General features: G+C 66.1%; 24 protein-coding genes and 1 tRNA gene. 8 read left to right on the forward strand and 17 right to left on the reverse strand.

The features are described 5' to 3' along the window. Positions 1-55: 55 nt before the first annotated feature. The 3 genes from ASC75_RS24605 to ASC75_RS24615 are packed head-to-tail and all read right to left on the reverse strand — an operon-like array spanning position 56 to position 2,803. Positions 56-970 (reverse strand): SDR family oxidoreductase, encoded by a 915-nt coding sequence (locus ASC75_RS24605; RefSeq protein ID WP_055982097.1) that lies wholly within the window; start codon positions 968-970, stop codon positions 56-58. Next, positions 967-2,130 carry a tRNA epoxyqueuosine(34) reductase QueG gene (gene queG, locus ASC75_RS24610; RefSeq protein WP_055982100.1) on the reverse strand — a complete coding sequence of 388 codons (1,164 nt, stop codon included), beginning with the start codon at positions 2,128-2,130 and terminating at the stop codon, positions 967-969. Before queG ends, ASC75_RS24605 begins: the two co-directional genes overlap by 4 nt. After that, a complete protein-coding gene (locus ASC75_RS24615; RefSeq protein WP_055982103.1) occupies positions 2,111-2,803 on the reverse strand; it encodes a glutathione S-transferase family protein in 693 nt (230 codons plus the stop codon). Before ASC75_RS24615 ends, queG begins: the two co-directional genes overlap by 20 nt. A 160-nt stretch (positions 2,804-2,963) precedes the next feature. Here ASC75_RS24615 and ASC75_RS24620 point away from each other — a divergent pair, with 160 nt between their 5' ends. Then, complete coding sequence (locus ASC75_RS24620; RefSeq protein ID WP_055982106.1) at positions 2,964-3,770, forward strand: undecaprenyl-diphosphate phosphatase; 807 nt, start codon at positions 2,964-2,966, stop codon at positions 3,768-3,770. Positions 3,771-3,977: 207 nt separating this feature from the next. On the opposite strand, the gene ASC75_RS24625 is transcribed toward ASC75_RS24620, so the two are convergent. Together ASC75_RS24625 and ASC75_RS24630 are read right to left on the reverse strand one after the other, a co-directional pair. After that, positions 3,978-4,952, reverse strand: coding sequence for a complex I NDUFA9 subunit family protein (locus tag ASC75_RS24625; RefSeq protein WP_055982109.1), 975 nt, complete (start codon positions 4,950-4,952; stop codon positions 3,978-3,980). A gap of 139 nt (positions 4,953-5,091) precedes the next feature. Then, entirely contained in the window at positions 5,092-5,550 is a 459-nt protein-coding gene (locus ASC75_RS24630) for a DoxX family protein (protein ID WP_156381380.1), read from the reverse strand. A 202-nt stretch (positions 5,551-5,752) separates the two neighbouring features. Here ASC75_RS24630 and ASC75_RS24635 point away from each other — a divergent pair, with 202 nt between their 5' ends. Beyond that, positions 5,753-5,950 carry a CsbD family protein gene (locus ASC75_RS24635; RefSeq protein WP_055982117.1) on the forward strand — a complete coding sequence of 66 codons (198 nt, stop codon included), beginning with the start codon at positions 5,753-5,755 and terminating at the stop codon, positions 5,948-5,950. A gap of 223 nt (positions 5,951-6,173) precedes the next feature. On the opposite strand, the gene ASC75_RS24640 is transcribed toward ASC75_RS24635, so the two are convergent. The 6 genes from ASC75_RS24640 to ASC75_RS24665 form a co-directional block, all read right to left on the reverse strand. Beyond that, positions 6,174-6,554, reverse strand: coding sequence for a hypothetical protein (locus ASC75_RS24640; RefSeq protein ID WP_156381381.1), 381 nt, complete (start codon positions 6,552-6,554; stop codon positions 6,174-6,176). A 333-nt stretch (positions 6,555-6,887) separates the two neighbouring features. Further along, a complete protein-coding gene (locus ASC75_RS24645) occupies positions 6,888-7,913 on the reverse strand; it encodes an Ldh family oxidoreductase (RefSeq protein ID WP_055982124.1) in 1,026 nt (341 codons plus the stop codon). Between the two features lie 4 nt (positions 7,914-7,917). Beyond that, positions 7,918-8,727, reverse strand: a complete 810-nt coding sequence (locus ASC75_RS24650; protein WP_055982127.1) for an ABC transporter permease subunit — start codon at positions 8,725-8,727, stop codon at positions 7,918-7,920. After that, entirely contained in the window at positions 8,724-9,431 is a 708-nt protein-coding gene (locus ASC75_RS24655; protein WP_343065563.1) for an ABC transporter permease, read from the reverse strand. Before ASC75_RS24655 ends, ASC75_RS24650 begins: the two co-directional genes overlap by 4 nt. Positions 9,432-9,669: 238 nt before the next feature. Continuing rightward, positions 9,670-10,449, reverse strand: coding sequence for a transporter substrate-binding domain-containing protein (locus ASC75_RS24660; RefSeq protein ID WP_055982134.1), 780 nt, complete (start codon positions 10,447-10,449; stop codon positions 9,670-9,672). A 50-nt stretch (positions 10,450-10,499) separates the two neighbouring features. Continuing rightward, the gene (locus ASC75_RS24665) at positions 10,500-11,312 is read right to left on the reverse strand and encodes an ABC transporter ATP-binding protein (RefSeq protein ID WP_055982137.1); all 813 of its coding nucleotides are present in this window, start codon (positions 11,310-11,312) and stop codon (positions 10,500-10,502) included. Between the two features lie 237 nt (positions 11,313-11,549). On the opposite strand from ASC75_RS24665, the gene ASC75_RS24670 reads away from it, so the two are divergent. From ASC75_RS24670 to ASC75_RS24680, 3 genes are read left to right on the forward strand one after another with little or no spacing between them, the layout of a single operon-like run. Beyond that, on the forward strand, positions 11,550-12,200 hold the full coding sequence (locus ASC75_RS24670; protein ID WP_055982139.1) for a TetR family transcriptional regulator C-terminal domain-containing protein: 651 nt from the start codon (positions 11,550-11,552) through the stop codon (positions 12,198-12,200). Continuing rightward, a complete protein-coding gene (locus ASC75_RS24675) occupies positions 12,197-13,771 on the forward strand; it encodes a 5-guanidino-2-oxopentanoate decarboxylase (RefSeq protein WP_055982143.1) in 1,575 nt (524 codons plus the stop codon). The genes ASC75_RS24670 and ASC75_RS24675 overlap by 4 nt, the downstream gene beginning before the upstream one ends. Before the next feature lie 34 nt (positions 13,772-13,805). Next, on the forward strand, positions 13,806-14,513 hold the full coding sequence (locus ASC75_RS24680) for an SDR family NAD(P)-dependent oxidoreductase (RefSeq protein ID WP_055982146.1): 708 nt from the start codon (positions 13,806-13,808) through the stop codon (positions 14,511-14,513). 42 nt (positions 14,514-14,555) lie between these two features. Here the strand turns inward: ASC75_RS24680 and ASC75_RS24685 are convergent, their stop codons facing one another. The 5 genes from ASC75_RS24685 to aroA all read right to left on the reverse strand — a co-directional run bounded on the left by ASC75_RS24685 (position 14,556) and on the right by aroA (position 20,522). Further along, positions 14,556-15,695, reverse strand: coding sequence for an alpha/beta fold hydrolase (locus ASC75_RS24685; protein ID WP_055982149.1), 1,140 nt, complete (start codon positions 15,693-15,695; stop codon positions 14,556-14,558). A gap of 221 nt (positions 15,696-15,916) precedes the next feature. Next, a complete protein-coding gene (gene rpsA / locus ASC75_RS24690; protein WP_055982150.1) occupies positions 15,917-17,614 on the reverse strand; it encodes a 30S ribosomal protein S1 in 1,698 nt (565 codons plus the stop codon). A 171-nt stretch (positions 17,615-17,785) separates the two neighbouring features. Further along, the gene (gene cmk / locus ASC75_RS24695; RefSeq protein WP_055982154.1) at positions 17,786-18,424 is read right to left on the reverse strand and encodes a (d)CMP kinase; all 639 of its coding nucleotides are present in this window, start codon (positions 18,422-18,424) and stop codon (positions 17,786-17,788) included. Between the two features lie 18 nt (positions 18,425-18,442). Continuing rightward, a complete protein-coding gene (locus tag ASC75_RS24700; protein ID WP_055982156.1) occupies positions 18,443-19,144 on the reverse strand; it encodes an SDR family oxidoreductase in 702 nt (233 codons plus the stop codon). A gap of 25 nt (positions 19,145-19,169) precedes the next feature. Continuing rightward, complete coding sequence (gene aroA / locus ASC75_RS24705) at positions 19,170-20,522, reverse strand: 3-phosphoshikimate 1-carboxyvinyltransferase (RefSeq protein WP_055982159.1); 1,353 nt, start codon at positions 20,520-20,522, stop codon at positions 19,170-19,172. A gap of 172 nt (positions 20,523-20,694) precedes the next feature. Between aroA and ASC75_RS24710 the strand changes: the two genes are divergently transcribed. Both ASC75_RS24710 and ASC75_RS24715 read left to right on the forward strand, forming a co-directional pair. Continuing rightward, positions 20,695-21,087: a TIGR02300 family protein gene (locus ASC75_RS24710; RefSeq protein ID WP_055982162.1), complete on the forward strand. Its 393-nt coding sequence runs from the start codon at positions 20,695-20,697 to the stop codon at positions 21,085-21,087. 145 nt (positions 21,088-21,232) lie between these two features. After that, a tRNA-Ala gene (locus ASC75_RS24715) sits at positions 21,233-21,308 on the forward strand. A 108-nt stretch (positions 21,309-21,416) separates the two neighbouring features. Here the strand turns inward: ASC75_RS24715 and ASC75_RS24720 are convergent. Continuing rightward, entirely contained in the window at positions 21,417-22,340 is a 924-nt protein-coding gene (locus ASC75_RS24720) for a LysR family transcriptional regulator (protein ID WP_055982165.1), read from the reverse strand. 99 nt (positions 22,341-22,439) lie between these two features. Here ASC75_RS24720 and ASC75_RS24725 point away from each other — a divergent pair, with 99 nt between their 5' ends. Further along, positions 22,440-23,594, forward strand: a complete 1,155-nt coding sequence (locus ASC75_RS24725; protein WP_055982168.1) for a muconate/chloromuconate family cycloisomerase — start codon at positions 22,440-22,442, stop codon at positions 23,592-23,594. Positions 23,595-23,597 lie beyond the last annotated feature (3 nt).

Consider the following 23,597-nt stretch of genomic DNA (forward strand, 5'->3'; position numbering starts at 1 on the left):
AATGGTAAATTCCGGGGCCTGCAACCCGGTCAATTCGCTGCGCGACCGTCCCCGCTCAGCCTTGCCTGATCGGGCTGCGCCTGTCGTTTTCCCCTTCGCCGCGCCAGCTGCCTTCGGCCCACATCCGATCGAATGCGGTCCGGTAGTTCGGGAAGCGGAACTCATACCCCGTGGCCCGAATCTCGGTGTTGGCGACACGCTTGTTCTCGCCATAGAAGGATCGGGCCATGGGCGAAAGTTGGGCGGTCTCGAAGGCAATTTCGGGGGGTGGGGCAACGCCCATCAGCGCGGCGGCATAGCTCACCACGTCCTGCGGCGGTGCCGGCTCGTCGTCGGTGACGTTGTAGATGCCGCCACGGTCCGCCTCGAGCAGATGCCAGAGCGCACCCGAGATGTCGTCGACATGGATGCGGTTGAACACCTGGTCCTTCTTGATCAGGCGCTTGGCGGTGCCGTTTTCGAGGTTGACGAAGGCGTTGCGTCCCGGGCCGTAGATGCCCGACAGGCGCAGGATCGCGACCGGGCGCCCGACCTCTTCGCCAAGGTCGTGCCAGGCCTGTTCGGCGTCGAGCCGGGCCTGCGAACGGCCTGGCTTGGGCCGGCAGGCGGCGGTCTCGTCGATCCATTGGCCGCCATAGTCGCCATAGACGCCGACGGTCGAGAGATATCCGATCCAGCGCAGTGCCGGCATGTGGTGGAGGATGGCGTCGCGGGCGACGTCGAGCACCGGGTCGCCGCCGTCACCGGGCGCTGCCGACACCACCAGCTGCGTGGTTTCGGCGAGCCTTGCTCGGATTTCGGGCGTCAGGTGCCCGTCGAACAGCAGCGGCTCGATGCCTGCGGCTTGGAGCTCGGCAAATTTTCCGGCGGATCGGGTCGTGCCGGCGACACGGGTGCCCTGCGGACGATCGCGCCCGAATGCCTTGCCGGAATAGCCGGCGCCGAAGATGAAGATGTTCTGCTGGGTCATGCCTGCGTCCGTGCGGGTTCAGCCTGCGTGAGCGCCGCCTGCCATTCGGCAATCACGTCTTGTTCGGTTTCGGCTTTCAGCGCTTCAAGCGCAAGGGCCGAAAACGCTTCCGGCGTAACGAGCCGCGACAGCGCCCAGACGGCAGCTCCCCTGACCAGTGGCGCGGCGTCGGACAGCAGCGCCCGGCATGGCCAGCCCAGCGCGCTGTCGGCCGAGTTGCCGGCTGCGATCAGCACGTTGCGGATGAAGCGTTCGCGGCCGATGCGCTTGACCGGGGAACCGGAAAAGAAGCTGCGGAAGGCTGCGTCGTCGAGTTGGAGCAGGTCGGCGAGGCGCGGCTGGCGCAGGTCGTCGCGGGCCGCAAGCTTCGCTTCCGAGGCCGACTGGGCAAACTTGTTCCACGGGCAGGCGGCAAGGCAGTCGTCGCAGCCATAGATGCGGTTACCGATCCGCTCGCGGAACTCGATCGGGATCGGCCCCTTGTTCTCGATGGTCAGGTAGGAGATGCAGCGCCGCGCATCGATCCGGTAGGGCGCGGGGAAGGCGTCCGTTGGGCAGGCGTCGAGGCAGGCGCGGCACGAGCCGCAATGATCGGCCTCGGCCTCGTCGGGGACGAGCTCGGCGGTGGTGAAGATCGTGCCCAGGAACAGCCAGGAGCCGAACTCGCGGCTGACGAGATTGGTGTGCTTGCCCTGCCAGCCGAGCCCGGCGGCCTCGGCCAGCGGCTTTTCCATCACCGGGGCGGTGTCGACGAACACCTTCACGTCGCCGCCTGCGCGGGCGACGATCTTGCCGGCGATCTCCTTGAGCCGGCCTTTCATGACGTCATGATAGTCGCGGTTGCGGGCATAGACCGAGATCGCGGCACGGTCGGGCATGGCCTGCAGGTCGCGCGGATCGGTGTCGGGCCCGTAGTTCATGGCGAGCACGATGATCGAGCGCACCTCGGGCCACAGCACGGAGGGTTCGGCGCGGCGCTCCAGCGTCTCGGCCATCCAGCCCATCGAGCCGTGCAGGCCTTCCTCGACGAACTGGGCAAGGCGGGCGGGGGCGAGCGGGATCGCGTCCGGTCGCGTCACCGCAACTGCGGCAAAGCCGGCGCGTTTCGCTTCGCGCTCGATCAGCTGGCGCAGCGCCGTATCAGAAATCGAGGTCCGCATAATGCGATGCCGGGCCCAGGCCGCGCACCCGGTCTCCGAGCAGCGGCCGGAAGGACGGCCGCGACTTGACCCGGGTGTACCATTCGCGCGCCGAGGCGTGTTCGCGCCAGTCGATTTCGCCGAGATAGTCGAGCACCGACAGCGCGGCTGCGGCGGCAAGGTCGGCATAGGTGATGCGCGTGCCGGCGAGCCAGTGGCGGGTGCCGGCCAGCCAGTTGGTGTATTTCATGTGCTGGCGGATATTGGCGCGTGCCGCACGGATCGCCGCCGAATCGGGCGAGCCGCCGCCGGCGGCCTCGGGCATATGCGGCTTCAGCACGCGTTCGCGCACCAGATGCCGGGTCACTTCGCTCTCGGTCTTGGTCAGGTACCAGTCGGTGAGGCGGCGGATCTCGGCGCGTTCCATCGGGTCTTCGGCAAACAGCCGGCGCTCGCGCTTCAGCACGCCGCGGGTCTCGTCGATATATTCCGAGATGATCATCGCGCCGACGATCGGCACGTCGCCCTCGGCCAGCAGCACTGGCAGCGTGCCGGCCGGATTGAGCGACAGGAATTCCTTGCGCCGCGCCCACGGCTTTTCCTCGATCAGGGCCAGCTCCTCGCCATATTCGCCGAACGCCAGGCGGACGAAGCGGCATGTGGCGAACATCGGGTGGTGGAAAAGAGTCAGCATGGTCCTGCGAAATTCGTGATCGATGGCGCTCTGGCGAATCGCCGGCCGCGCCGCTAGAGCTTCTGGGCCCGGCGCACCGGGCTCTCGGGCGACCCGACCTATAGGGTGAGTTCTGCCCCATGACAAGCAATCGCGAATGAACGATCCCGCGGGGACTGGAATGGAAAGCCAGACTATCATCGACGCGCTGCTGCTCGGCCTGCTCGAGGGGCTCACCGAATTCATCCCGGTCTCCTCGACTGGCCATATCCTGCTTGCCGGGCATTTCCTCGGCTTCAACTCGACCGGCAAGACCTTCGAGATCCTGATCCAGCTCGGCGCCATCCTGGCCATCCTGTCGGTCTACTGGGCCCGGCTGTGGCGAATGCTGGTCGACCTGCCGCGCGACCCTCAGACGCAGCGTTTCGTTGCCGGCATCCTGATTGCATTCCTGCCGGCCGCATTGATCGGCGCGTTTGCGCATGGCTTCATCAAGACGGTGCTGTTCGAATCGCCGCGGCTGATCTGCGTCATGCTGATCCTCGGCGGCTTCGTGCTGCTGCTGCTCGACAAGCTCGACCTCAAGCCGCGCTATGGCGACGTCACCAACTTTCCGTTCTCGGTCTATCTCAAGATCGGCCTGTTCCAGTGCCTGGCGATGATCCCCGGCACTTCGCGCTCGGGCGCGACCATCGTCGGTTCGCTGCTGATGGGGGTGGAGAAGCGCGCGGCCGCCGAATTCTCCTTCTTCCTCGCCATGCCGACCATGGCGGGCGCCTTTGCCTATGACCTCTACAAGAACCGCGACATCCTTTCAGTGGCCGACCTGCCCGTCATCGGCGTCGGTTTCATCGCGGCCTTCGTCATGGCGCTGCTGGTGGTGCGCCACCTGCTCGATTACGTCTCGCGCAACGGCTATTCGCTGTTCGGCTGGTGGCGCCTGATCGTCGGTGGCATTGGCCTGATCGCGCTGACGGTCTGGGGCTGAGAACCGGTCGCCGACTCCACTTTGCCGGCCACCTGATGCGCTATTACGCGCCTCTGGCGCTCATTCGAGCGGGCTCACGCTTGGAGAAGCCATCGTGGCGGGTATTCGGCCGCGGCCACTCACCCCGTGACTCAACGGGCCGTGCGCTGCGACCGATGAGGCGCTTGCTGAAATTTCTGGTGAGGGCGCCTGTGCGCCCTCGGCCGGTCAGGCTTCCGTGCGGCGGGTGAACTGGCCGGCGGCGCGGTAGCGCCAGAGGTAGCTCGGCAGGATCGACGCCGTGGTCTTGGGCGCGATGCCGATGGCCGCGATGGTGCGGCCTTCGTCCTGCGCCGCCTTCGACACGACATTGTCGGAGCGCAGCAGCGTGACCTGGTCCTTGGTCAGCAGCGGGTTAGGCAGCAGGCCGAGGATCGAGGCCTGCAGGTTGGCAGCCCACCACGGCACCGCCACCAGGCTGCGCTTGCGGTCGATGACCTCGAGCATCTGCTCCATGCACTGCTTGAAGCTCAGCACCTGCGGGCCGCCGAGCTCATAGATGGTGCCGCCCTTGACCTTGCCGTCGACGGCGCGCGCGATGGCCTCGGCGACGTCGCCGACATAGATCGGCTGGAAGCGGGTTTCGCCGCCGCCGATCAGCGGCAGGAACGGCGAGAAGCGCGCCATGTTGGCGAAGCGGTTGAAGAACTGGTCCTCGGGGCCGAAGACGATCGACGGGCGGTAGATCACCGCCTCGGGAACGGTCGCCAGAACGGCCTTTTCGCCGCGCGCCTTGGTCTGGGCGTAGGTTGCATGCGAGGTTTCGCCGGCGCCAAGCGCCGAGACATGGGTCAGCGAAGCGCCGACCGCGCGTGCGGCCTCGGCCACGGCCCGAGCACCGAATTCCTGGACCGTGGAGAAACGCTGGCGGCCGCCTTCATGCAGGATGCCGACGAGATTGACGACGTGCGATGCGCCCTGGACGGCCCGGTCGACCGACCAGCGCACGCGCAGATTGGCCTGCACCGGCTGGATCTGGCCGACATTGCCGAGCGGCTGCAGGTGGAAGGCGAGGTCGGGGCGGCGGCAGGCGACCCGCACCAGGTACCCGCGCTTGGCCAGCGCCCGCACGACATGGCGGCCGAGGAAGCCGGAGCCGCCGAATACGGTCACGAGTTGCGGGGTCTGCAGAATTTCGGTCATCGCTGGCTCCGGTCGCCAAAAGGGGCAGGGATGTCGCCGTTCTTAGCCCGTTTCGCGGAAAAGGCAATCATCGAGGCTGCATGCGGAGCGGCCCGCGCCGATCTGGCGCGGGCTTGTGGCTTGCCTTGGGAGGCAGGTTCTAGAATTCGCGGCCGATGCGGGCGTCGACCGAGTGGCGGTTGCCGCCGCGAATGGCGAAGAACAGGCAGACCGCGGCCCAGATGATCGCCTTCTCGGCCATCAGGTAGCCCTGGCCCAGGGTGACCCAGTGGTACCAGGCGGCGACCGCCAGCACGACCGTCGCGGCAAGCGCGGCAGGCCGGGTGAACAGGCCGATGGCGATCAGGATGCCGCCGAAGAACTCGGTGCAGGACAAAAGCAGCGACCAGAAGGCGCCGGGGTAGAAGCCGAGGCTCTGGACCATTTCCGCCGCGCCGAACGGGTCGGCAATCTTGCCGGCGCCATGGGCGACAAGCGCAAGGCCGGCGACGATGCGCACGATCGTTTCGGCGGAGTCATGCAGGCTCGAATAAATTCCGCGAAGCGCGGGAATGAAAAGTCGGCGGCCGGATGTTTCGGTCGTCAGGGTCAAGGACATGTCTCCGTTTGCGGGGCTCTGCTCAAAAAATGTTGCGATGCACCAACGCCGCAAAGGCGCCGTCACGGTCAAGTCAACAAGGTTTGAATGAAAGATGATTGACCTACTCATGTTTGACAAAATTTGGGAACTCGACCGGCGGAAGGGCGTTGATCCCCCAGTGCGGCGGACCTGTCGTGCCAATCCCGAGAAGGAGATCGCGATGAATTGGAACCAGATCGAAGGCAATTGGGAGCAGTTCAAGGGCAAGGTTCAGGCCCAGTGGGGCAAGCTGACCGACGATGACCTCGACGTCATCAAGGGCAAGCGCAAGGAGCTCGCCGGCAGGCTGCAAGCCCGTTACGGCCAGGCGCAGGACGAGGCCGAAAAGGATATCGACACCTGGCTTTCGCGCCACTGAACCGTCTTTGAGCAACATGGCCGCATTGGCGCGGCAGACGGGAGCCCCGCAAGCCTGCGGGGCTTTTTCATTGTCGAGCCCAGCGCAGAAAACCCCGCAAACTGCGGGGTTTTCCGGATGGCAGAATGCAGGCGACCGACGCTCGAGCGAGGCCAACGCCTTCTCGCTGGGCATGATCTTGTCCGAAAACCGGCTACCACTTTTCGGGATCATGCCCTTGGCATCAGGAGGGTTCCCGGCAAGTCTTGCCACCCCAACCCTGCTGGCCCGACATGTTGCCACCTGCGGCCTTGCAGTCCTGGATGAACTTGGTGTTGCAATCCGGGAACTTGCTCGAGCCGTTCTTGCAGTACTTGTCTTCCGTGGCGCCGCCATTGCCCGACGAAGCCTTGCCGCTCGGGCCTGAAGGCTTGTCGTTGTCGGGGGCATCCGAGAAGTCGCCGGGGCCCGACGGGCCTTTGCCGCCCGGTGCGTCGGAGATGTCGCTCGGACCCGACGGACGGTCGCCGCCGCCCGGCCCGGCCGAGAAGCTGGCGGCATTGGCGCTGCCGATGGCGCCGGCAAGCAGCAGAACGGCGGTCAGGATGGTGATCTTGGCTTTCATGGTCATTTCCCTTTCGAGGCTGCGTTTCGGGGCCGCGGAAACGCTCTGGCTTCCACGTCGGAACGATCTTCGGTGTGGGTTCCCCCCGGTTGATCTGGCGAGCTCACCTCGCCCTGGACATGACTGGGTCGCAGCGGCGGCGGGAAAGGTTCACAGGGAGTTCGAATTATTTTCGAAGGAGTTTCGCGGGGTGTTCCGAGGCGTGGTTCGGAACCACCGGAGCACCGGAGAAATCACGGCATGAACACAGTTGCCATGCCGTGACGGTGACACCGCTGCTGCGGTCCAGGCTTCGCGTTCCCAACGGTCAAGCGGAACCGAGAACGCTCCCGCTCACCCTGCCTGCCGCGCCGAAAACTCGGCGATGCGGGCGTGCAGGGCCATGGGGATCGCTATGCCGCCGGCCTCCGCACGGGCGCGCGCCGCAGCCTTTGCCGGGCCGGGGATGTGGACGTGGTATTGGCTCGACAGCCGGTCGAGCTGCGCCCGCATGCGCGCCTCGAAGCCGGGATCGAACAGCTTGGGGTCGAGGGCGACGATGAACAGGCCGGTGCCGGGTGTCTGGTCGCCCGCCGTGATCGACGGCGCGTCGATCGACCAGTTGGCACCCGAAATGCCGGCGGCAAGCACTTCGACCATCAGCGCGATGTTGGCCCCGCGCGCCCCGCCGAAGGCCAGCAACACGCCTTTCATGGCCTTCTTGGCGTCGGTGGTGGGCTTGCCCCTGGCGTCGAGCGCCCAACCCTCGGGGATTTCGTCCCCGGCCTCGGCCGCTCTGCGCACATTGACGAAGGCGGTGGCGCTGGAGGACTGGTCGATGATCAGCGGCGGGCCGTCGGCCGTGGGAGCCGCGAGCGAGATCGGATTGGTGCAGTAGACCGGCTTGGTCGAGCCGGAGCCGGCAACGAGTGCCGGTCCGTTGGTGGCGGCGAGGGCGACAAGGCCGGCCTCGGCGAGGCGGCCGGTGAAATAGCCGAGCGAACCGCAGGTATAGGCGTTCTTCTGCGCAAAGACGGTGACGCCGAACAGCCGCGCCGCCTTGGCGATCTCGTCGAAGTTGCGGTCGAAGCCGGTATGGGCCGCGCCCCCTTGTCCGTCGGACAGGTAGATCGCCAGCGCCGGCCGGGCGATGACCGGTTCGGCCTTGCCGTCGATGCGCCCGGCCTCGAGCGCCTCGAGATAGTCGACATAGTGGGACAGGCCGACGCTTGCCTGGCCGTCGGCTTCGGCGGCGACTGCGGCGAGCGCGATCGACTGCGCCGTCTCCTCGCTGGCGCCGGCGCCGATGGCGGCCGAAATGCAGAGCGCGCGGGCTTCGTCGAGGCTGAGCGTGACCGTTTCTGTTGTTGTCTGCGGCATAGGCTTACCCCAGTCTGGCCGGGATCTTCGCCTCCAGCTTGCGGAAGGCGAAGACCAGGATGCCGGTGATGATCAGATAAATGAGGGCGAGCAGCAACAGCGGCTCGTAGACGATGAAGGTGTCCTGTCGGACGCGCGAAGCGACTGCATAGATGTCGATGACGGTGATGGTGGCGACGAGCGGCGTCGCCTTGAGCTGCAGCACGGTCTCGCCGGCGAGCGTCGGCAGCGCCCGGTGGATCGCCTGCGGCAGCCAGATGCGGCGGAAGCGTTTCCACGGGCTCATGCCGAAGGCGCGGGCGGCCTCGAGCTGCCCCCTCGGCACGCCGGCGAAGGCGCCGCGCATCACCTCGCCTTCATAGGCGGCGTAGGACAGGGTCAGCGCAACCACGGCATAGGGCCATGCCTGCCTCAGGATCGGCCACAGCTCGGACTGCCGGATCCAGGGGAATTGCGGGAACAGCGAGCCGAGGCCGTAATAGAGCAGCCAGAGCTGCAGCAGCAGCGGCGTGCCGCGGATGACCGTGCAGAAGGCCTTGGCCGGCCAGGCCAGCCAGAACGGCCCGGCGGCCTGGGCGAGGCCGAGCGGCCCGGCGAGCATGAAGCCGAGCACCACGGTGACGGCGAGGATCCAGATGGTACGCCAGATGCCGAGCAGGGCCAGGTCGTAGTAATTGGGCAGCCAGTCCCAGCGCATGAAGACGGCTGCCGAAAACACCAGGGCTGCGCCAATGCCAATCAGCACGATGCGGTGCGGCTGCAGCCATTCCGAACGGCTGGTGGAGGTCGTCGATGCGGGCGCGGCAGCACTCATCGGCCGGACTCCGCAATCGGCGGCATGCCGCGCCGCGCCCAGCGCTCGATGCGGCCGATGATGACGTTGGAGAACAGCGTGAGCAGCAGGTAGAGCACGCCGGCGGCGACGAAGAAGGTGAAATAGGCCTTGGTGGTGGCGCCGGCCTGGCGGGTTTCCTGGGTCAGCTCGTTGAAGCCGACGACGGCCAGCAGTGCCGTGTCCTTGGTGGCGATCAGCCAGAGGTTGGCGAGGCCGGGAATGGCGAAGGGCAGCATCGCCGGCAGGGTGATGCGGCGCAGCATCTTGCCGGGCGGCATGCCATAGGCGCGCGCAGCCTCGATCTGGCCCTGCGGTATGGCGAGGATGGCGCCGCGAATGACCTCGGTGGCGTAGGCGCCCTGGACGATGCCAAGCACGCCGATGCCGGCGACGAGCCCCGATATGTCGATGGGGGCGTAGCCGAAGCTGTCGAGCGCCCGGTTGATCAGGTCGGTGCCGGCATAATAGAGCAGCAGGATCAGCACCAGCTCCGGCACGGCGCGCACGACCGTGGTGTAGATCTCCATCAGGTCGCGCACGATGGGGCTGCCATAGAGCTTGCCCCAGGCGCCGGCGACGCCGATGGCGAGGCCGAGTCCAAAGGCGCCCAGCGCGATCTGGACGGAGTTCGCCAGCCCGCGCAGCAGGTTGCCGCCCCAGCCGGGCGGTGAAATCGCCAGCAACTCGACGGCGCTCGTTTGCAGCAGCGGGTTCAGCAGATGCTCGATATCAGTGGTCCTCTTGAGAGCTGAAGAAGACGGAATTCCTCTCCCCCTTGTGGGGAGGGGTCAGGGGTGGGGGTGACTGCCCGCGCAATCGGTGCCCGAAGGACCCTCACCCTTTATCCCTCCCCACAAGGGGGAGGGATGGCGTCGGCGTCGCGCCTCGTCTCGGAGGGTGGCACTAATGCCCAGCTCTCGCTCACTTCCCGTAGATGTCGAAGTCGAAGTATTTCTTGGTGATCTCGGCGTATTTGCCGTTGTCGCGGATGCCCTTGATCGCGGCGTTGAACTTGTCCTTCAGCTCGGTGTCGCCCTGGCGCAGGCCGACGCCGACGCCCGGTCCGAGCACTTCGAGATCTTCGGCGACATCGCCCTTCATGTCGCAGCAGGCCTTGCCCGCATCGGTGGCGAGGTAGGTGTTGAGCGACAGCGAATCCGCCTGCACCGCGTCGATGCGGCCGGCGGCGAGGTCGGCCTGGGCCTCGTCCTGGGTCTGGTAGATCTTGATCTCGGCAGCGGTGGGACCGAAGTGCTTCTTGGCGTAGGCCTCATGCACGGTCGACACCTGCACGCCGATGATCTTGCCTTTCAGCCCCTCCGGCGTGGCGTCGAACTTGGCGTCCTTGGAGCCGATGATGCCGGTCGGTGTGTTGTAGTACTTGTCGGAGAAGTCGATCGACTTCTTGCGCTCGTCGGTGATCGACATCGAGTTGATGATGGCGTCGATCTTCTTGGAGTTGAGCGCCGGGATCAGGCCGTCCCAGGCGGTCATGGTGACCTCGCACTGGAGCTTCGCCTCGGCGCAGAGAGCGTCGATCATGTCCATTTCCCAGCCGCCCCATTTGCCCGATGCGTCGGGCGAGGCGAAGGGCGGATAGGGTTCGGGTGCCATGCCGACCTTGATCGCCTGGGCGCTGGCGGCTCCCGCGCTCTGGCCAAGGACCAGTGCCAAGGCCGCAGTTGCAAGCAGTGCTTTCATGCTGTCACTCCCGTTTGTCGTTGTTCTTGATGTTCCCGATTTCTTGCAGGCTAGCCGATGTTGCGGATGAACTGCTTGAGCCGCTCCGACCTGGGCGACCCGAACAGCTGTTCCGGCGGGCCTTCCTCCTCGACCTGCCCGTTCCAGAGATAGATCACATGGGTCGCCACCTCGCGGGCGAACTTCATCTCGTGCGTCACCAGCACCATGGTGCGGCCTTCGCGGGCGAGGTCGCCGATCACCTTCAGCACCTCGCCGACCAGTTCGGGATCGAGCGCCGAGGTAGGTTCGTCGAACAGCATGACCCGCGGCTGGACGGCGAGCGCGCGCGCGATCGCCGCGCGCTGCTGCTGGCCGCCGGAGAGATAGGCCGGGTAGACGTCGCGCTTTTCGGCAAGGCCGACGCGGGCCAGCAGCCGTTCGGCCTCGGCAATGGCATCGCTGCGCTTGACGCCAAGCACATGCACCGGCACCTCGATGACGTTTTCCAGGAGCGTCATGTGGCTCCACAGGTTGAAGCTCTGGAACACCATGCCGAGGCGCGAGCGAATGCGCTCGATCTGGCGCCGGTCGGCCGGCACGCTGTCGCCCAGGCTGTTCGGCTTGAGGCGGATTTCCTCGCCATTGACGCGGATGATGCCGCTGGTCGGGTTTTCCAGGCAGTTGATGCAGCGCAGCAGCGTCGACTTGCCCGAGCCCGAGCCGCCGATGATCGCCACCACCTCGCCGTCGCGCGCCGACAGCGACACGCCCTTCAGCACATGCAACTGGCCGAATTTCTTGTGCAGGTTCTCGACATGGATGGCTTCGGCGGCTTGGCCGTCTGATTGGACAGGGTGCTGGGCTGCATGACCCGCAGCCATCAGCGATGGCCCCGGCGCGTGAACGTCTTCCCGTCAGCTTGCATCAGGCTGCTCATGGTCGCGTCGCGATGTTCCCCTGGGCGGTGAAGATGGACCTTTCCGCCTTGCGGCGTCAACGGCACCAGTTCCCGCTTCTTTTATGCTCCCATTACGGCACTTGCAGCGTTGTTATGCAAGTGTATAAATATTTGCCGGAGCCGGGGTCGGCCGTTTTTTCCAGATGAAGCGAAGGTGGACATGGCAGTCGCCGCGCGGAGAAAATTCCGCCGAGAAGGCGAGGAGCGTCGGCGGCAGGACCTGATCGAGGCGACGCTCGACTGTGTCGCCGAACACGGCCTGCAGGGCGCGACTGTGCGGGCGATAGCCTTGCGCGCCGGCGTCACGGCGGGCCTGATCCGCCACTATTTTCCGGGCAAGGAAGAGCTTCTGCAGGCAGCCTACGTCACCGTCATGGAGCGCATGACGGAGTTGGCCAAGACAGCGCTTGCGACCGTCGAGCATGAACCCGGGCGGCGGCTCGCCGCCTTCGTCGCGGCGAACCTTGCACCACCGGTGGTCGACACCGGGACATTCTCGATCTGGGCGAGCTTCATCGGCCGGGCCGGTTCCGACCCGGCGCTGGGCATTGCCCACCGGGCCGGCTACCTCGGCTTTCGCGACGAGGTCGAGACGCTTGTCGCGGACGCCCTTGCAAGCTCCGGACGGCATGCGAGCCCGGCGGAATTGCGCCGCCTGGCGATTGCCGTCAACGCCGTCATCGACGGGCTTTGGCTCGAGGGTTGCCTCGCCGGCGACATGTTCGAGACAGGCGAACTGGCCGAGATCGGCATCGGCTCGGTGGAAGCGATGCTCGGCCTGCGATTGCGCGGTGAAAGGGAGGTGGCATGACGACGGTCGGCGAAGCTCTGATCGAGCTGCTCGAGGCGCATGGCGTCGATACCGTGTTCGGCATTCCGGGCGTGCACACCATCGAGCTCTATCGCGGGCTGGCGCGGTCGAACATCCGCCACGTCACGCCGCGCCACGAGCAGGGTGCCGGTTTCATGGCCGACGGTTATGCCCGCGCCTCGGGCCGACCGGGTGTTGCCTTTGTCATCACCGGGCCGGGGCTCACCAATACCATCACCGCCATGGCCCAGGCGCGCGCCGATTCGGTGCCGATGCTTGTGATTTCGGGCGTCAATGGCCTGCCGTCCCTGGGCAAGGGGCTGGGCTACCTGCACGAGCTGCCTGACCAGCGCGGCATGATGGAGAAGGTGGCGCTGTCGTCGCGGCGGGTAAGCGAGGCAGCCGAACTGCCCGGCGCCATTGCCAGGGCATTCGAGATGTTTGCGTCGCGGCGGCCGGGGCCGGTGCACATCGAGGTTCCGCTCGACGTCATGGGCAAGTCGGCGGAAGGGCTGGTGCCTTTGCCCAAGCGCGCGACGGCACCCGTTCCGGGCGAGCGCGCGCTCGCCGAAGCAAGGCCCCTGGTCAACGCCGCGAACCGGCCGCTGATCCTCGCCGGCGGCGGGGCGCGACGGGCCGAGGCCGAACTCGCGGTGCTGGCCGAAAGGCTCGATGCGCCGGTCGTCACCACCGCCAACGGCCGCGGGCTGATGCACGGGCATCGGCTCGCTGTGCCGGCGAGCCCGAGCCTCAAGGCGGTGCGGGCGCTGATGGCGGATGCCGACCTGGTGATCGCCGTCGGCACCGAGTTCGGCCCGACCGACTACGACATGTATGGCGATGGCGGCTTCGTGCTGCCGAAGACCATGATCCGCATCGACATCGACGAGATGCAGCTTGGCCGACGTCCGGCGGCGGTTTCGATCCTTGCCGATGCCGGCGCCGCGCTTGCGCGTCTGGGTGGCGACATTGGCAACGCGCGCCAGGCTGGCGGCGCAGTACGCGCCAAGGCGACGCGGGAAGGCGCCTGGACTGAAATCGGCCCGGCGATGCAGGCGCAGGTTCGTGCGGTGGAGGTTATTCGCGACGCCCTGCCGGGCGCGATCATCGTCGGCGATTCGACCCAGCCGGTCTATGCTGCCAATCTCTGTTATGACCACGACCGGCCGGGCGGCTGGTTCAATGCGGCGACCGGCTACGGTGCGCTCGGCTATGGCCCGGCGGCGGCGATCGGGGCTGCATTGGCGGTGCCAGATGCGCCGGTGGTGTGCCTGAGCGGCGACGGCGGGTTCCAGTTCACCTTGCCGGAACTGGGCGCGGCGCTCGATGCGAATGCGCCCGTCATCTTCGTCGTCTGGAACAACCGCGGCTATCGCGAGATCGAAACCTCGATGCTCGATGCCGGCGTGGAGCCCGTGGGCGTTTCGCCGGTGCCGCCGGACTTCCTGCTGATCGCCCAGGCCTATGGGCTTCGGGCCGAGCGCCTGCGGGATGTCGGCGCGCTCGGCAGCGCATTGAAAAAGGCGCGCTCGACGGGAAGGCCCTGTCTGATAGAAGTTTCCGTCGAATAGGGTCGCGCGTCGCGGCCTGTCGCGGGAGTTGACCATGACCAAGAGTTTCGAAGGCCGCCATGTCGTTGTGTCGGGCGCCACCGGTGCGCTGGGCGCAGCGGTGGCAAGCTACCTGCTTGGCGAAGGCGCCATCTGCCATTTGCCGATCAGCCGGCCCGAAGCGCCCGCCGGTTTCGAATTCGCCGGCAAGGATCGCGTCCACATCGCCACCGGCGTGGACCTGACCGATGCAAAGGCCGTCGATGCCTTCTACGGCGCCATTCCCGGCCTCTGGGCCTCGATCCATTCTGCCGGTGGTTTCGACATGGGATCGATCGAAACCGTCGATGCCGACCAGTTCGGCAAGATGATGGACATAAACGCCAGGACCGCCTTCCTCTGCTGCCGCGCGGCGGCCCGCGCGATGCTCGCCGGCAAGGCCGGCGGCCGCATCGTCAACGTCTCGGCGCGGGCAGGCATCGAGCCGCGCAAGGGCGGCGGCATGGCGGCCTATGCGGCCAGCAAGGCAGCCGTCGCGGCGCTGACCGTGGCCTTGGCCGAAGAACTGAAGGGCGCCGACATCCTGGTCAATGCGGTTGCGCCTTCGACCCTCGACACCAGGGCCAACCGCGACGCCATGCCCAAGGCGGATTTCGCCAAGTGGGTCAGCCTCGAAGCAGCGGCGACCGCGATTGCGCAGCTTGCCTCGCCGGCCAATCTGGTCACCAGTGGCACGGTGGCCGCGATCTACGGGCGCGCATAAGGGCTCGCCTGGGCGCCGCCCTGCGTCGCCGTCGAGCGGTTCCTAGCGCGTCAGGCCGCCATTCGGCACGCCGAGCAATTTTGCCGGCAGGTAGATGACCAGCGAGGCGGCGCCCTGGATGACCGAAGTGCCGTCGGCCAGGATGGTCTCGGCCGGCGCGCCTTCGCCCCTTTCGGTGACGTCGTTCATCAGTCCGCCCTTCGCCGTTAGCGCCATCAGCGTCGGCGAGCTGGCGAAAACACCGTGGCTGCCGCCGTCGAGATTGGACGTGTCGAGCACGGTGATGTTCGCGGCCTGGAGGGTGGCGACATCGGCGCCGGAGCCGACGCGCGGATGGCCGCCGGTCAGTCCGCCCGACAGGTTGAGCGCCTTGTCGCGGGTCGACACGAGAATGGTGAACGGGCTCGGCAGGTCGTCGATGTCGCGCAACTGGCTCTGGAAGACGTCCATGTCGATGTCGGGTGCTGCCAACACGAGCCCATTGATGCGGCCGATATATTTGTCGCGGCCGCTGAGCGACAGGCTGCGCAACGCCTCCATCACGACATAGCTGCCCATCGAATGCCCGACCAGCACGATGCGCTTGGCCCTGGTGCGCGCGGCGATCTCGATGGTGTCGGCAAGCCCGTCGCGGCTGTAGGCGGCGCTGTCGCGATCGTAGACATAGAGCGGCAGCGACCCGGCCGACGGCCAGGCATAGTGCAGCGCCACCGCCTTGACCTTGTAGTCGTGGACGATCTGGGCGTTGCGGAAGATGCTGTCGGCGAAATTGTTGTTGTAGCCGTGCACGAAGATGAAGATCTCGCGCTCGGCCTCGGGGCGCCGCATCAGGTCGGCATCGAGCGCGGCGACGAACTCAGCCTTCTCGTCATAGGGCTGGAAGGTGCGGGCGACGAAATTGCGAGCCGGGCTGGGCGCGCGGCTGGCGCTCTCCACCTCGCCGGCTGCGTGCGTCTTGGGAATGCCGATCTCGAACTTGGCGAAGTTGAGCTGCTTGGCGCGCTCGGCCGAATAGGGCAGCGACAGGTCTTTCGAGCGGGCCCGCATGGTCGAGACATAGATCGGCACGACAGCGGCCGAATCGCCTTCCTTGCCGTCGCCGAGGCCGAGAACGGCGCGCCCGCCGCAACCGGATAGCACCACGAGCACAAGAAAGAAGGTCAGAAAACGCAACTTGGTCATGGGCCGGGCTCGGGACGCGGGACAGGGCTTCGCGGACTTAAGAGCAGCAAATCCCGGCCGCGGCAACCTCGGAGGCGCCGAACGCAGGCGGCCCGGAAGCATTCGGAGGCGCCGTGAAGCATTCCGGCATCACTTCGGGCCCAACTGCTTCCGGCTGCAAAGAAAAACCCCGCCGGATCGCTCCGGCGGGGTTCTTCAGTTCACGACAATGAGCGAATGGCTCAGTTGTTGCGGTTCTTCAGGGCTGCGCCCAGGATGTCGCCGAGCGAAGCGCCGGAGTCGGTCGAGCCGTACTGAGCGACTGCTTCCTTCTCTTCGGCGATTTCCAGCGCCTTGATCGAGACCTGCAGCTTGCGGGTCTTCTTGTCGAAGGCGATGATGCGGGCGTCCACCTTCTGGCCGACGACGAAGCGCTCGGGGCGCTGCTCGTCACGGTCACGCGACAGGTCGGAACGCTTGATGAAGGTCTCGATGCCGCTCTCGACGAGACGGACTTCGAGGCCACCATCCTTGATCGCGATCACTTCGCAGGTGACGACGGCGTTCTTGCGCAGTTCGCCCGAGGTCGCGGCTTCGGTGACGGTGTCACGGCCGAGCTGCTTGATGCCGAGCGAGATGCGCTCCTTGTCGATGTCGACGTCGAGGACCTGAGCCTTGACCATGTCGCCACGGTTGTACTCTTCGATGACCTGCTCGCCCGGACGGTTCCAGTCGAGGTCGGAGAGGTGCACCATGCCGTCCACGTCGCCGTCGAGGCCGATGAAAAGGCCGAATTCGGTCTTGTTCTTGACCTCGCCTTCGACCTGCGAACCAGCCGGGTGGTTGCGGGCGAAAGCCTCCCACGGGTTCTCAAGCGTCTGTTTGAGGCCGAGCGAGATGCGGCGCTTGGCCGGATCGACTTCGAGCACGACGACGTCGACCTGCTGGGTGGTCGACAGGATCTTGCCGGGGTGCACGTTCTTCTTGGTCCACGACATTTCCGAAACGTGGATGAGGCCTTCGATGCCCGGCTCGAGCTCGACGAACGCACCGTAGTCGGTGATGTTCGTGACGGTGCCGGTGATCTTCTTGCCGATCGGGAACTTGGTGCCGATGTCCGACCACGGATCCGACTCGAGCTGCTTCATGCCGAGCGAGATGCGGTGGGTTTCCTGGTTGATGCGGATGATCTGCACCTTGACCGACTGACCGATGTTGAGGATTTCGGTCGGGTGGTTGACGCGGCGCCATGCCATGTCGGTGACATGCAGCAGGCCGTCGATGCCGCCGAGGTCGACGAACGCACCGTAGTCGGTGATGTTCTTGACCACGCCCTCGACAACCTGGCCCTCTTCGAGGTTCTGCACGATCTCGGAGCGCTGCTCTGCACGGCTCTCTTCGAGAACGGTGCGGCGCGAAACGACGATGTTGCCGCGACGGCGATCCATCTTGAGGATCTCGAAGGGCTGCGGGTTGTGCATGAGCGGGGTGACGTCGCGGATCGGACGGATGTCGACCTGCGAACGCGGCAGGAAGGCAACGGCGCCGTCGAGATCGACGGTGAAGCCGCCCTTGACCTGGTTGAAGATGACGCCTTCGACGCGCTCACCCTTGGTGAACTTCTCTTCGAGCTTGACCCAGCTCTCTTCGCGGCGAGCCTTGTCGCGCGACAGCATGGCTTCGCCAAGTGCGTTTTCGATGCGCTCGACATAGACCTCGACGGTGTCGCCGACCTTGAGCGAGCCGTCCTTGGCCTTGGCGCCGAATTCCTTCAGCGGAACGCGACCCTCGACCTTCAGGCCGACGTCGATGATGGCCATGTCTTTTTCGATGGCCGTGACGATACCCTTGACGACCTGGCCTTCGCCCGAATGACCGTCCGAGAAGGACTCTTCGAGCAGGCTCGCGAAATCGTCGCGGGAGGGATTAGCTTGTGACATTGGATCTCCTGGTGCGTCCCGCCTTGCGGGAGCGGCGCCGTGGGTTAGCGTTGCGTTGGCCTGCCTGCATTCCGGGCTGAAAGCCCTTGGCCGCCTGAAGCGGCAAATCGGCGCAAGAAGAATGCTGGCAGGTCGGTTAAGTGGCGAAACCCCTGGGGGCTCAGCCTGTTCTCAGCTTCCGAGGACCCGATCGACGATGTCCCTGGCTGCAGAAAACGCGGCTTCTATATCCATTTCCGACGTATCGAGCAAGTGCGCGTCGTCGGCGGGCCTCAAAGGCGAGTCGGCGCGGCCGGTATCGCGCTCGTCGCGGCGCTCGATATCGGCCAGGATGCCGGCGAAATCGGCGGTGCCGCCATTGGCCTCGATCTCGGCCAGCCGGCGCTGGGCCCGCACCTCGGCGCTGGCCGTGACATAGAGCTTCACGTCCGCGTCGGGACAGACCACGGTGCCGATGTCGCGGCCGTCGAGCACCGCCCCTTGCGGCGAGCGCGCGAACTGGCGCTGCTTTTCGACCAGGATCTTCCGCACGTCGGGGATCACGGCGACCTTCGACGCCGCTTCGCCGACGGCGTGCGCCGACAGCACCTTGCGGTCGAGATGGCCGAGATCGACGAGCTTCGCCGCCTCGATGGCGTGCGCGACGTCGTCGAGCGGCCAGCCCTTGTCGATCAGCATGTGGGCGACGGCGCGGTAGGTCAGCCCGGTGTCGAGCAGCGCGAGGTGGTAATAATCCGCCAGGCGCCGCGCCAGCGTGCCCTTGCCGGCGCCGGCAGGGCCGTCGATGGCGATGGTGATGGTGTCGGGCATTTCTCGCGCGCTCTGCATTCAGATGCCGCGCATCAGGCCGCCGTCGACCCGCAGGCTCTGGCCGGTAATGTAGCCGGCACCATCCGAAGCCAGGAACGCGATGGTGGCGGCGATCTCTTCCGACGTGCCGTAGCGCTGCATGGGCACGCCGTCGCGGCGCTCGTCGGTCTGCGGCAGGCTGTCGATCCAACCCGGCAGCACGTTGTTCATGCGCACATTGTGCGGGGCATACTGGTCGGCGAAGAGCTTGGTGTAGGCGCTGAGCGCTGCACGCGCGACCGCCGAGGTCGGGAACATCGCCGCCGGTTCGCTTACCCAGGCGGTCGAGATGTTGACGATGGCGCCGCCCTTCTGGGCGACCATGATCGGCGCCACCAGGCGCGTCGCGCGCACGACATTCATGAAATAGACGTCGATGCCGGTGTGCCACTGCTCGTCGGTGATCTCCAGCAGCGGCGCACGCGGGCCATGCCCGGCGCCGTTGACCAAAGCGTCGATGCGGCCCCACTTGTCCATGGTCAGGTCGACGAAGCGCTTGAGGTCGTCATTCGACTGGTTGGAGCCGGTGAAGCCCAGCCCGCCGAGTTCCTTGGCCAGCGCCTCGCCCTTGCCCGACGAGGACAGGACGGCGACCGAATAGCCGTCGGCCGCCAGCTTCTTCGCCGCCGCAGCGCCCATGCCGCTGCCGCCGCCGACGATCATCGCTACCTTGGTGGTCATGCCGTTCTCCTTTCGGGGTGTCAGCTCAGGCCGGGGACTGGTCGATCTCCGCGCCCAGATCGGCCATCAGGCCCATGAATTCGGGGAAGCTGGTGGCGATCATCGCCTGGTCGTCGACGGTGACGGGCTTTTCCGAGGCCAGCCCCATGACCAGGAAGCTCATGGCGATGCGGTGGTCGAGATGGGTCTTGACCGTGCCGCCGCCGAGGCCCTTGCCGCCGGGGACGCCGCGCACCGAAAGGGTGATTTCGCCTTCGGTGCAATCGACGCCATTGGCTTCGAGCCCGCGGGCCACCGCCGCCAGCCGGTCTGATTCCTTGACGCGCAATTCTTCCAGCCCCTGCATCAGGGTTTCGCCCTCGGCGAAGCAGGCGGCGACCGCGAGCACCGGATATTCGTCGATCATCGACGGCGCGCGGTCGGCCGGCACCTTGACGCCCTTGAGCTCCGAGCCGCGCACGCGCAGGTCGGCCACGTCCTCGCCGCCGGCATTGCGCGGGTTGAGGATGTCGATCTTGCCGCCCATTTCGATCAGCGTGGTGATCAGCCCGGTACGCGTCGGGTTCATCAGCACGTTTTCGATGATGATGTCGGAACCGGGAACGATCAGCGCCGCGACCAGCGGGAAGCCGGCCGAGGACGGATCGCCCGGAACGGCGATGACCTGGCCGGTCAGCTTGCCCTGGCCTTCGATGAAGATGTGGCGCACGCCCTGCTCGTCGGTCTCGACCTCGATGTTGGCGCCAAAGCCCTTCAGCATCTTCTCGGTGTGGTCGCGCGTCATCACCGGCTCGATGACGGTGGTGATTCCCGGCGTGTTGAGGCCGGCGAGCAGCACCGCCGACTTCACCTGCGCCGAGGCCATCGGCACGCGATAGGTGATGGGGGCGGCCTGGCGCGGGCCGCGCAGCGTCAGCGGCATGCGGTCGCCGGGCGCGGCGTCGATCACCTGCACGCCCATCTGGCGCAGCGGGTCGAGCACGCGGCCCATCGGCCGGCCCGACAGCGAGGCGTCGCCGATGAAGGTAGTTGCCATGTCGTAGGTGCCGACCAAGCCCATGGTCAGGCGCGAACCGGTGCCGGCATTGCCGAAGTCGAGCGGCGCTTCGGCCTGCAGCAGCGCGCCGTTGCCGGTGCCGGTGATGATCCATTCCGCGCTGCGCTTTTCGATATGCGCGCCCATCGCCTTCATGGCGTCGCCGGTGCGCATCACGTCTTCGCCCTCGAGCAGGCCGGTGATGCGGGTTTCGCCCGAGGCGAGGCCGCCGAACATGAAGGAGCGGTGCGAAATCGACTTGTCGCCCGGAACGCGGGCGGTTCCAGACAGAGATTTCGACTTCCGGGCGACGGCCGGCTGTGGCACAGCTTGATGCGACATGGTGGTTCCTCATGCGGGATGACCACGAAACCGGGCTTTTCCCAAGATTGCGGCGGTGTCGTAGCATCGATTGCAGCAGCGGTCATCCCCATTTGCCCGGCTTGGGGATTTGGCTTTGACAGCGCCACAAACTGCGGTTAAGGGGACCAAAATCGAGAAAAAGAGGCCTGACGTGGCAAAATCCGAGCTTGGCACAAAGCGTATCGACCCGGAGACGGGTCGCAAATTCTACGACCTGAACAAAGACCCGATCGTTTCGCCGTATACCGGCAAGAGCTATCCGCGCTCCTACTTCGATGATGGCAAGGCCTCGGCCATGCAGGAAGAGGATGAGGAAGTCGAAGCCAAGGAGCTCGACTCCGAGGAAGAAGGCGCCGAAGTCGTGTCCCTGGAGGACGCCGACGAAGAGGCCAAGGGCGGCGGCGACGATCTGCCGGATCTCGACGACGACGACGATGTCGACCTCGGTGACGACGATGACGATACCTTCCTCGCCGACGAGGAAGAGGAAGACGACGACGTTTCCGACATGATCGGCGTCGGCGACGACGAAGACGAGATCTGACACGCCTTTTCGGGAAACCGAAAAAAGGTTTCGATCAAGGCTTGCCAAGGGTCGAATGCGGCGCTAGAAGCCGCCAACAAATGCGGCGCGGATGACAAATTCGCGCCGGCATTCGCCGGAAACGGCACCGGTCTAGGCCGGGTGTGGGGCCATAGCTCAGCTGGGAGAGCGCCTGCATGGCATGCAGGAGGTCAGCGGTTCGATCCCGCTTGGCTCCACCAAATCACCTTCATGAAGATGTCCACCGAAAGCGGCCCGCAAGGCCGCTTTGTTGTTTGCGGCTCTCGGTTGAAGATAGGTCTGCCACGGCGCCCTGCCAGCCTGCCCGGCTACCAGGTGATGTTGGACAACTGCAGCCACGGCGGGTTGTCGGCGTACATTTCCCGGATCAGTTCCTTGATCGCGTCGATGCGGCCCGAGCGGTCGTTGCGCCGGTAGCTCATGATCACCGGCGACGTTGCCTTTTCGTCGGACAGGATGCGGTAGCAGACATCGTCGGGGCGCTGGCGCTGCGAGGCCGCCGGAACGATGCACAGGCCCGCCGCCGCGGCCACCAGGCCGAGCGCGGTCTGTATCTCGCGCACCTCCTCGACGATGCCGGGCTCGACATTGAGCTCCGCGAACAGCCCGAGCACCTCGTCGGCGAAGCTCGGTCGCGGCTTCGAGGGATAGATCACCAGGGTCTCGCCCTCGATGTCCTTGAGGGCGATCGGCGCGGTCGAGAGTGATTTCGGGTGGTTCTTCGGGAAGGCGACGACCAGTCGCTCCTCGCGCAGCGTGATCCGCTCGACATCGGGGTCGCTGAGCCGGACGCGGCCGAAGCCGAGATCGATGCGCCCGTCCTTCAGCGCGGCGATCTGCTCGACCGACATCATCTCGCGAAACTCGATGCCGAGCTCCGGCCAGCGCACCCGCATGCGGCGGACAAGGTCGGGGATGCCGCTGTAGAGCGTCGAGCCGACGCAGCCGATGATGAAGATCTCGCGCCGCGACAGCGCGATACGACGCGTCTGCTCGCGGATATGCTCCATCCGGGTGATCATCTGGCTCGCCTGCTCATAAAAGAACCGGCCTGCCTCGGTCAGCGCCAGCGGCCGACTTGACCGGTCGATCAGCACGGCGCCCAGGCTCTCCTCGAGCTGCTGGATCTGTCGGCTGAGCGGCGGTTGCGCGATGTGCAGGACCTCGGCGGCCCTGGAAAAATTGCGCTCGCGTGCGACGGCGACGAAGTAGCGAAGCTGGCGCATGTCCATGACACTATACCTTCCAGGTATCGAAATCGACCGAGATAGTCTTGGACTGTTTGTCGGCTCAAAGCTAGCGTTTGCCTAGGAAGTTCGGAGGAAAGTTCCGTGAATTCTGGCATTCGCATCATCGAAATCGATACCATCCTGCTCGATGTGCCGACCATTCGGCCGCACGCGCTGTCGATGGTGACGATGAGCGGTCAGACGATGATGATCGTCAGGCTGCGCTGCTCCGACGAGGTTTCGGGGCTCGGCGAAGGCACCACGATCGGCGGTCTCGCCTATGGCGCCGAAAGCCCCGAAAGCATGAAGCTCGCCATCGATCAGTACATCGCGCCCCTGCTCATCGGCGCCGACGCGACCCGCGTCGGGCTTGCCATGGACAAGGTCAACGCGGCGGTGAAGGGCAACCACTTCGCCAAATGCGCGGTCGAGACGGCGCTTCTGGATGCGCAGGCACGCCGCCTTGGCCTGCCGCTGTCGGAACTGCTCGGGGGGTCCAGGCGCGACAGCCTGCCGGTGGCCTGGACGCTGGCGTCGGGTGATACGGCCAAGGACATCGAAGAGGCTCAGCGCATGCTGGAGGCCCGCCGCCACAAGGATTTCAAGCTCAAGATCGGCAAGCGCCCGGTCGACCAGGATGTCGCCCATGTCGCGGCCATCCGCAAGGCGCTGCCGGACTTCGCCAGCGTCCGCGTCGACGTCAACATGGCCTGGCGCGAACGTGAAGCCGCCCACGGCATTGCCGCACTTGCGGATGCAGGTTGCGTGCTGGTCGAGCAACCCGTCGCGGGTGTCGAGCCGCTGGCCCGGCTGCAGGCGAAGTCGCGCATCGCGCTGATGGCCGACGAGATCCTGACTGGGCCCGAAAGTGCCCTGGCGGCGGCGTCGAAGCACGCCGGCGACGTGTTCTCCATCAAGATCGAGCAGGCGGGCGGCCTGTTTGCGGCATCGAAGGTGATCTCGGTCGCCGAAGCGGCAGGCATCGCCGTCTATGGCGGCACCATGCTCGAGGGACCGATCGGCACGATCGCTGCGGCGCATCTGTTTGCCGGCGTTCGCAGCCTCGAATGGGGTACCGAATTGTTCGGACCGCTGCTGCTGACCGAGGAACTGCTGACCGAGCCGCTCGGCTACGCCGATTTCGAACTCAAGGTTCCCACCGGGCCCGGCCTGGGAATCGAACTGGACGACGCGGCTGTGAGCCGCTTCCGCCGCGACCGGACCGCTGCGTCCGCGTCCCTGCGCGTGGTGAGGTGACGT

Origin of the sequence: Aminobacter sp. DSM 101952, from assembly GCF_001424795.1 — a bacterium.
In the GTDB taxonomy this organism is placed as follows: Bacteria; Pseudomonadota; Alphaproteobacteria; order Rhizobiales; family Rhizobiaceae; genus Aminobacter; species Aminobacter aganoensis.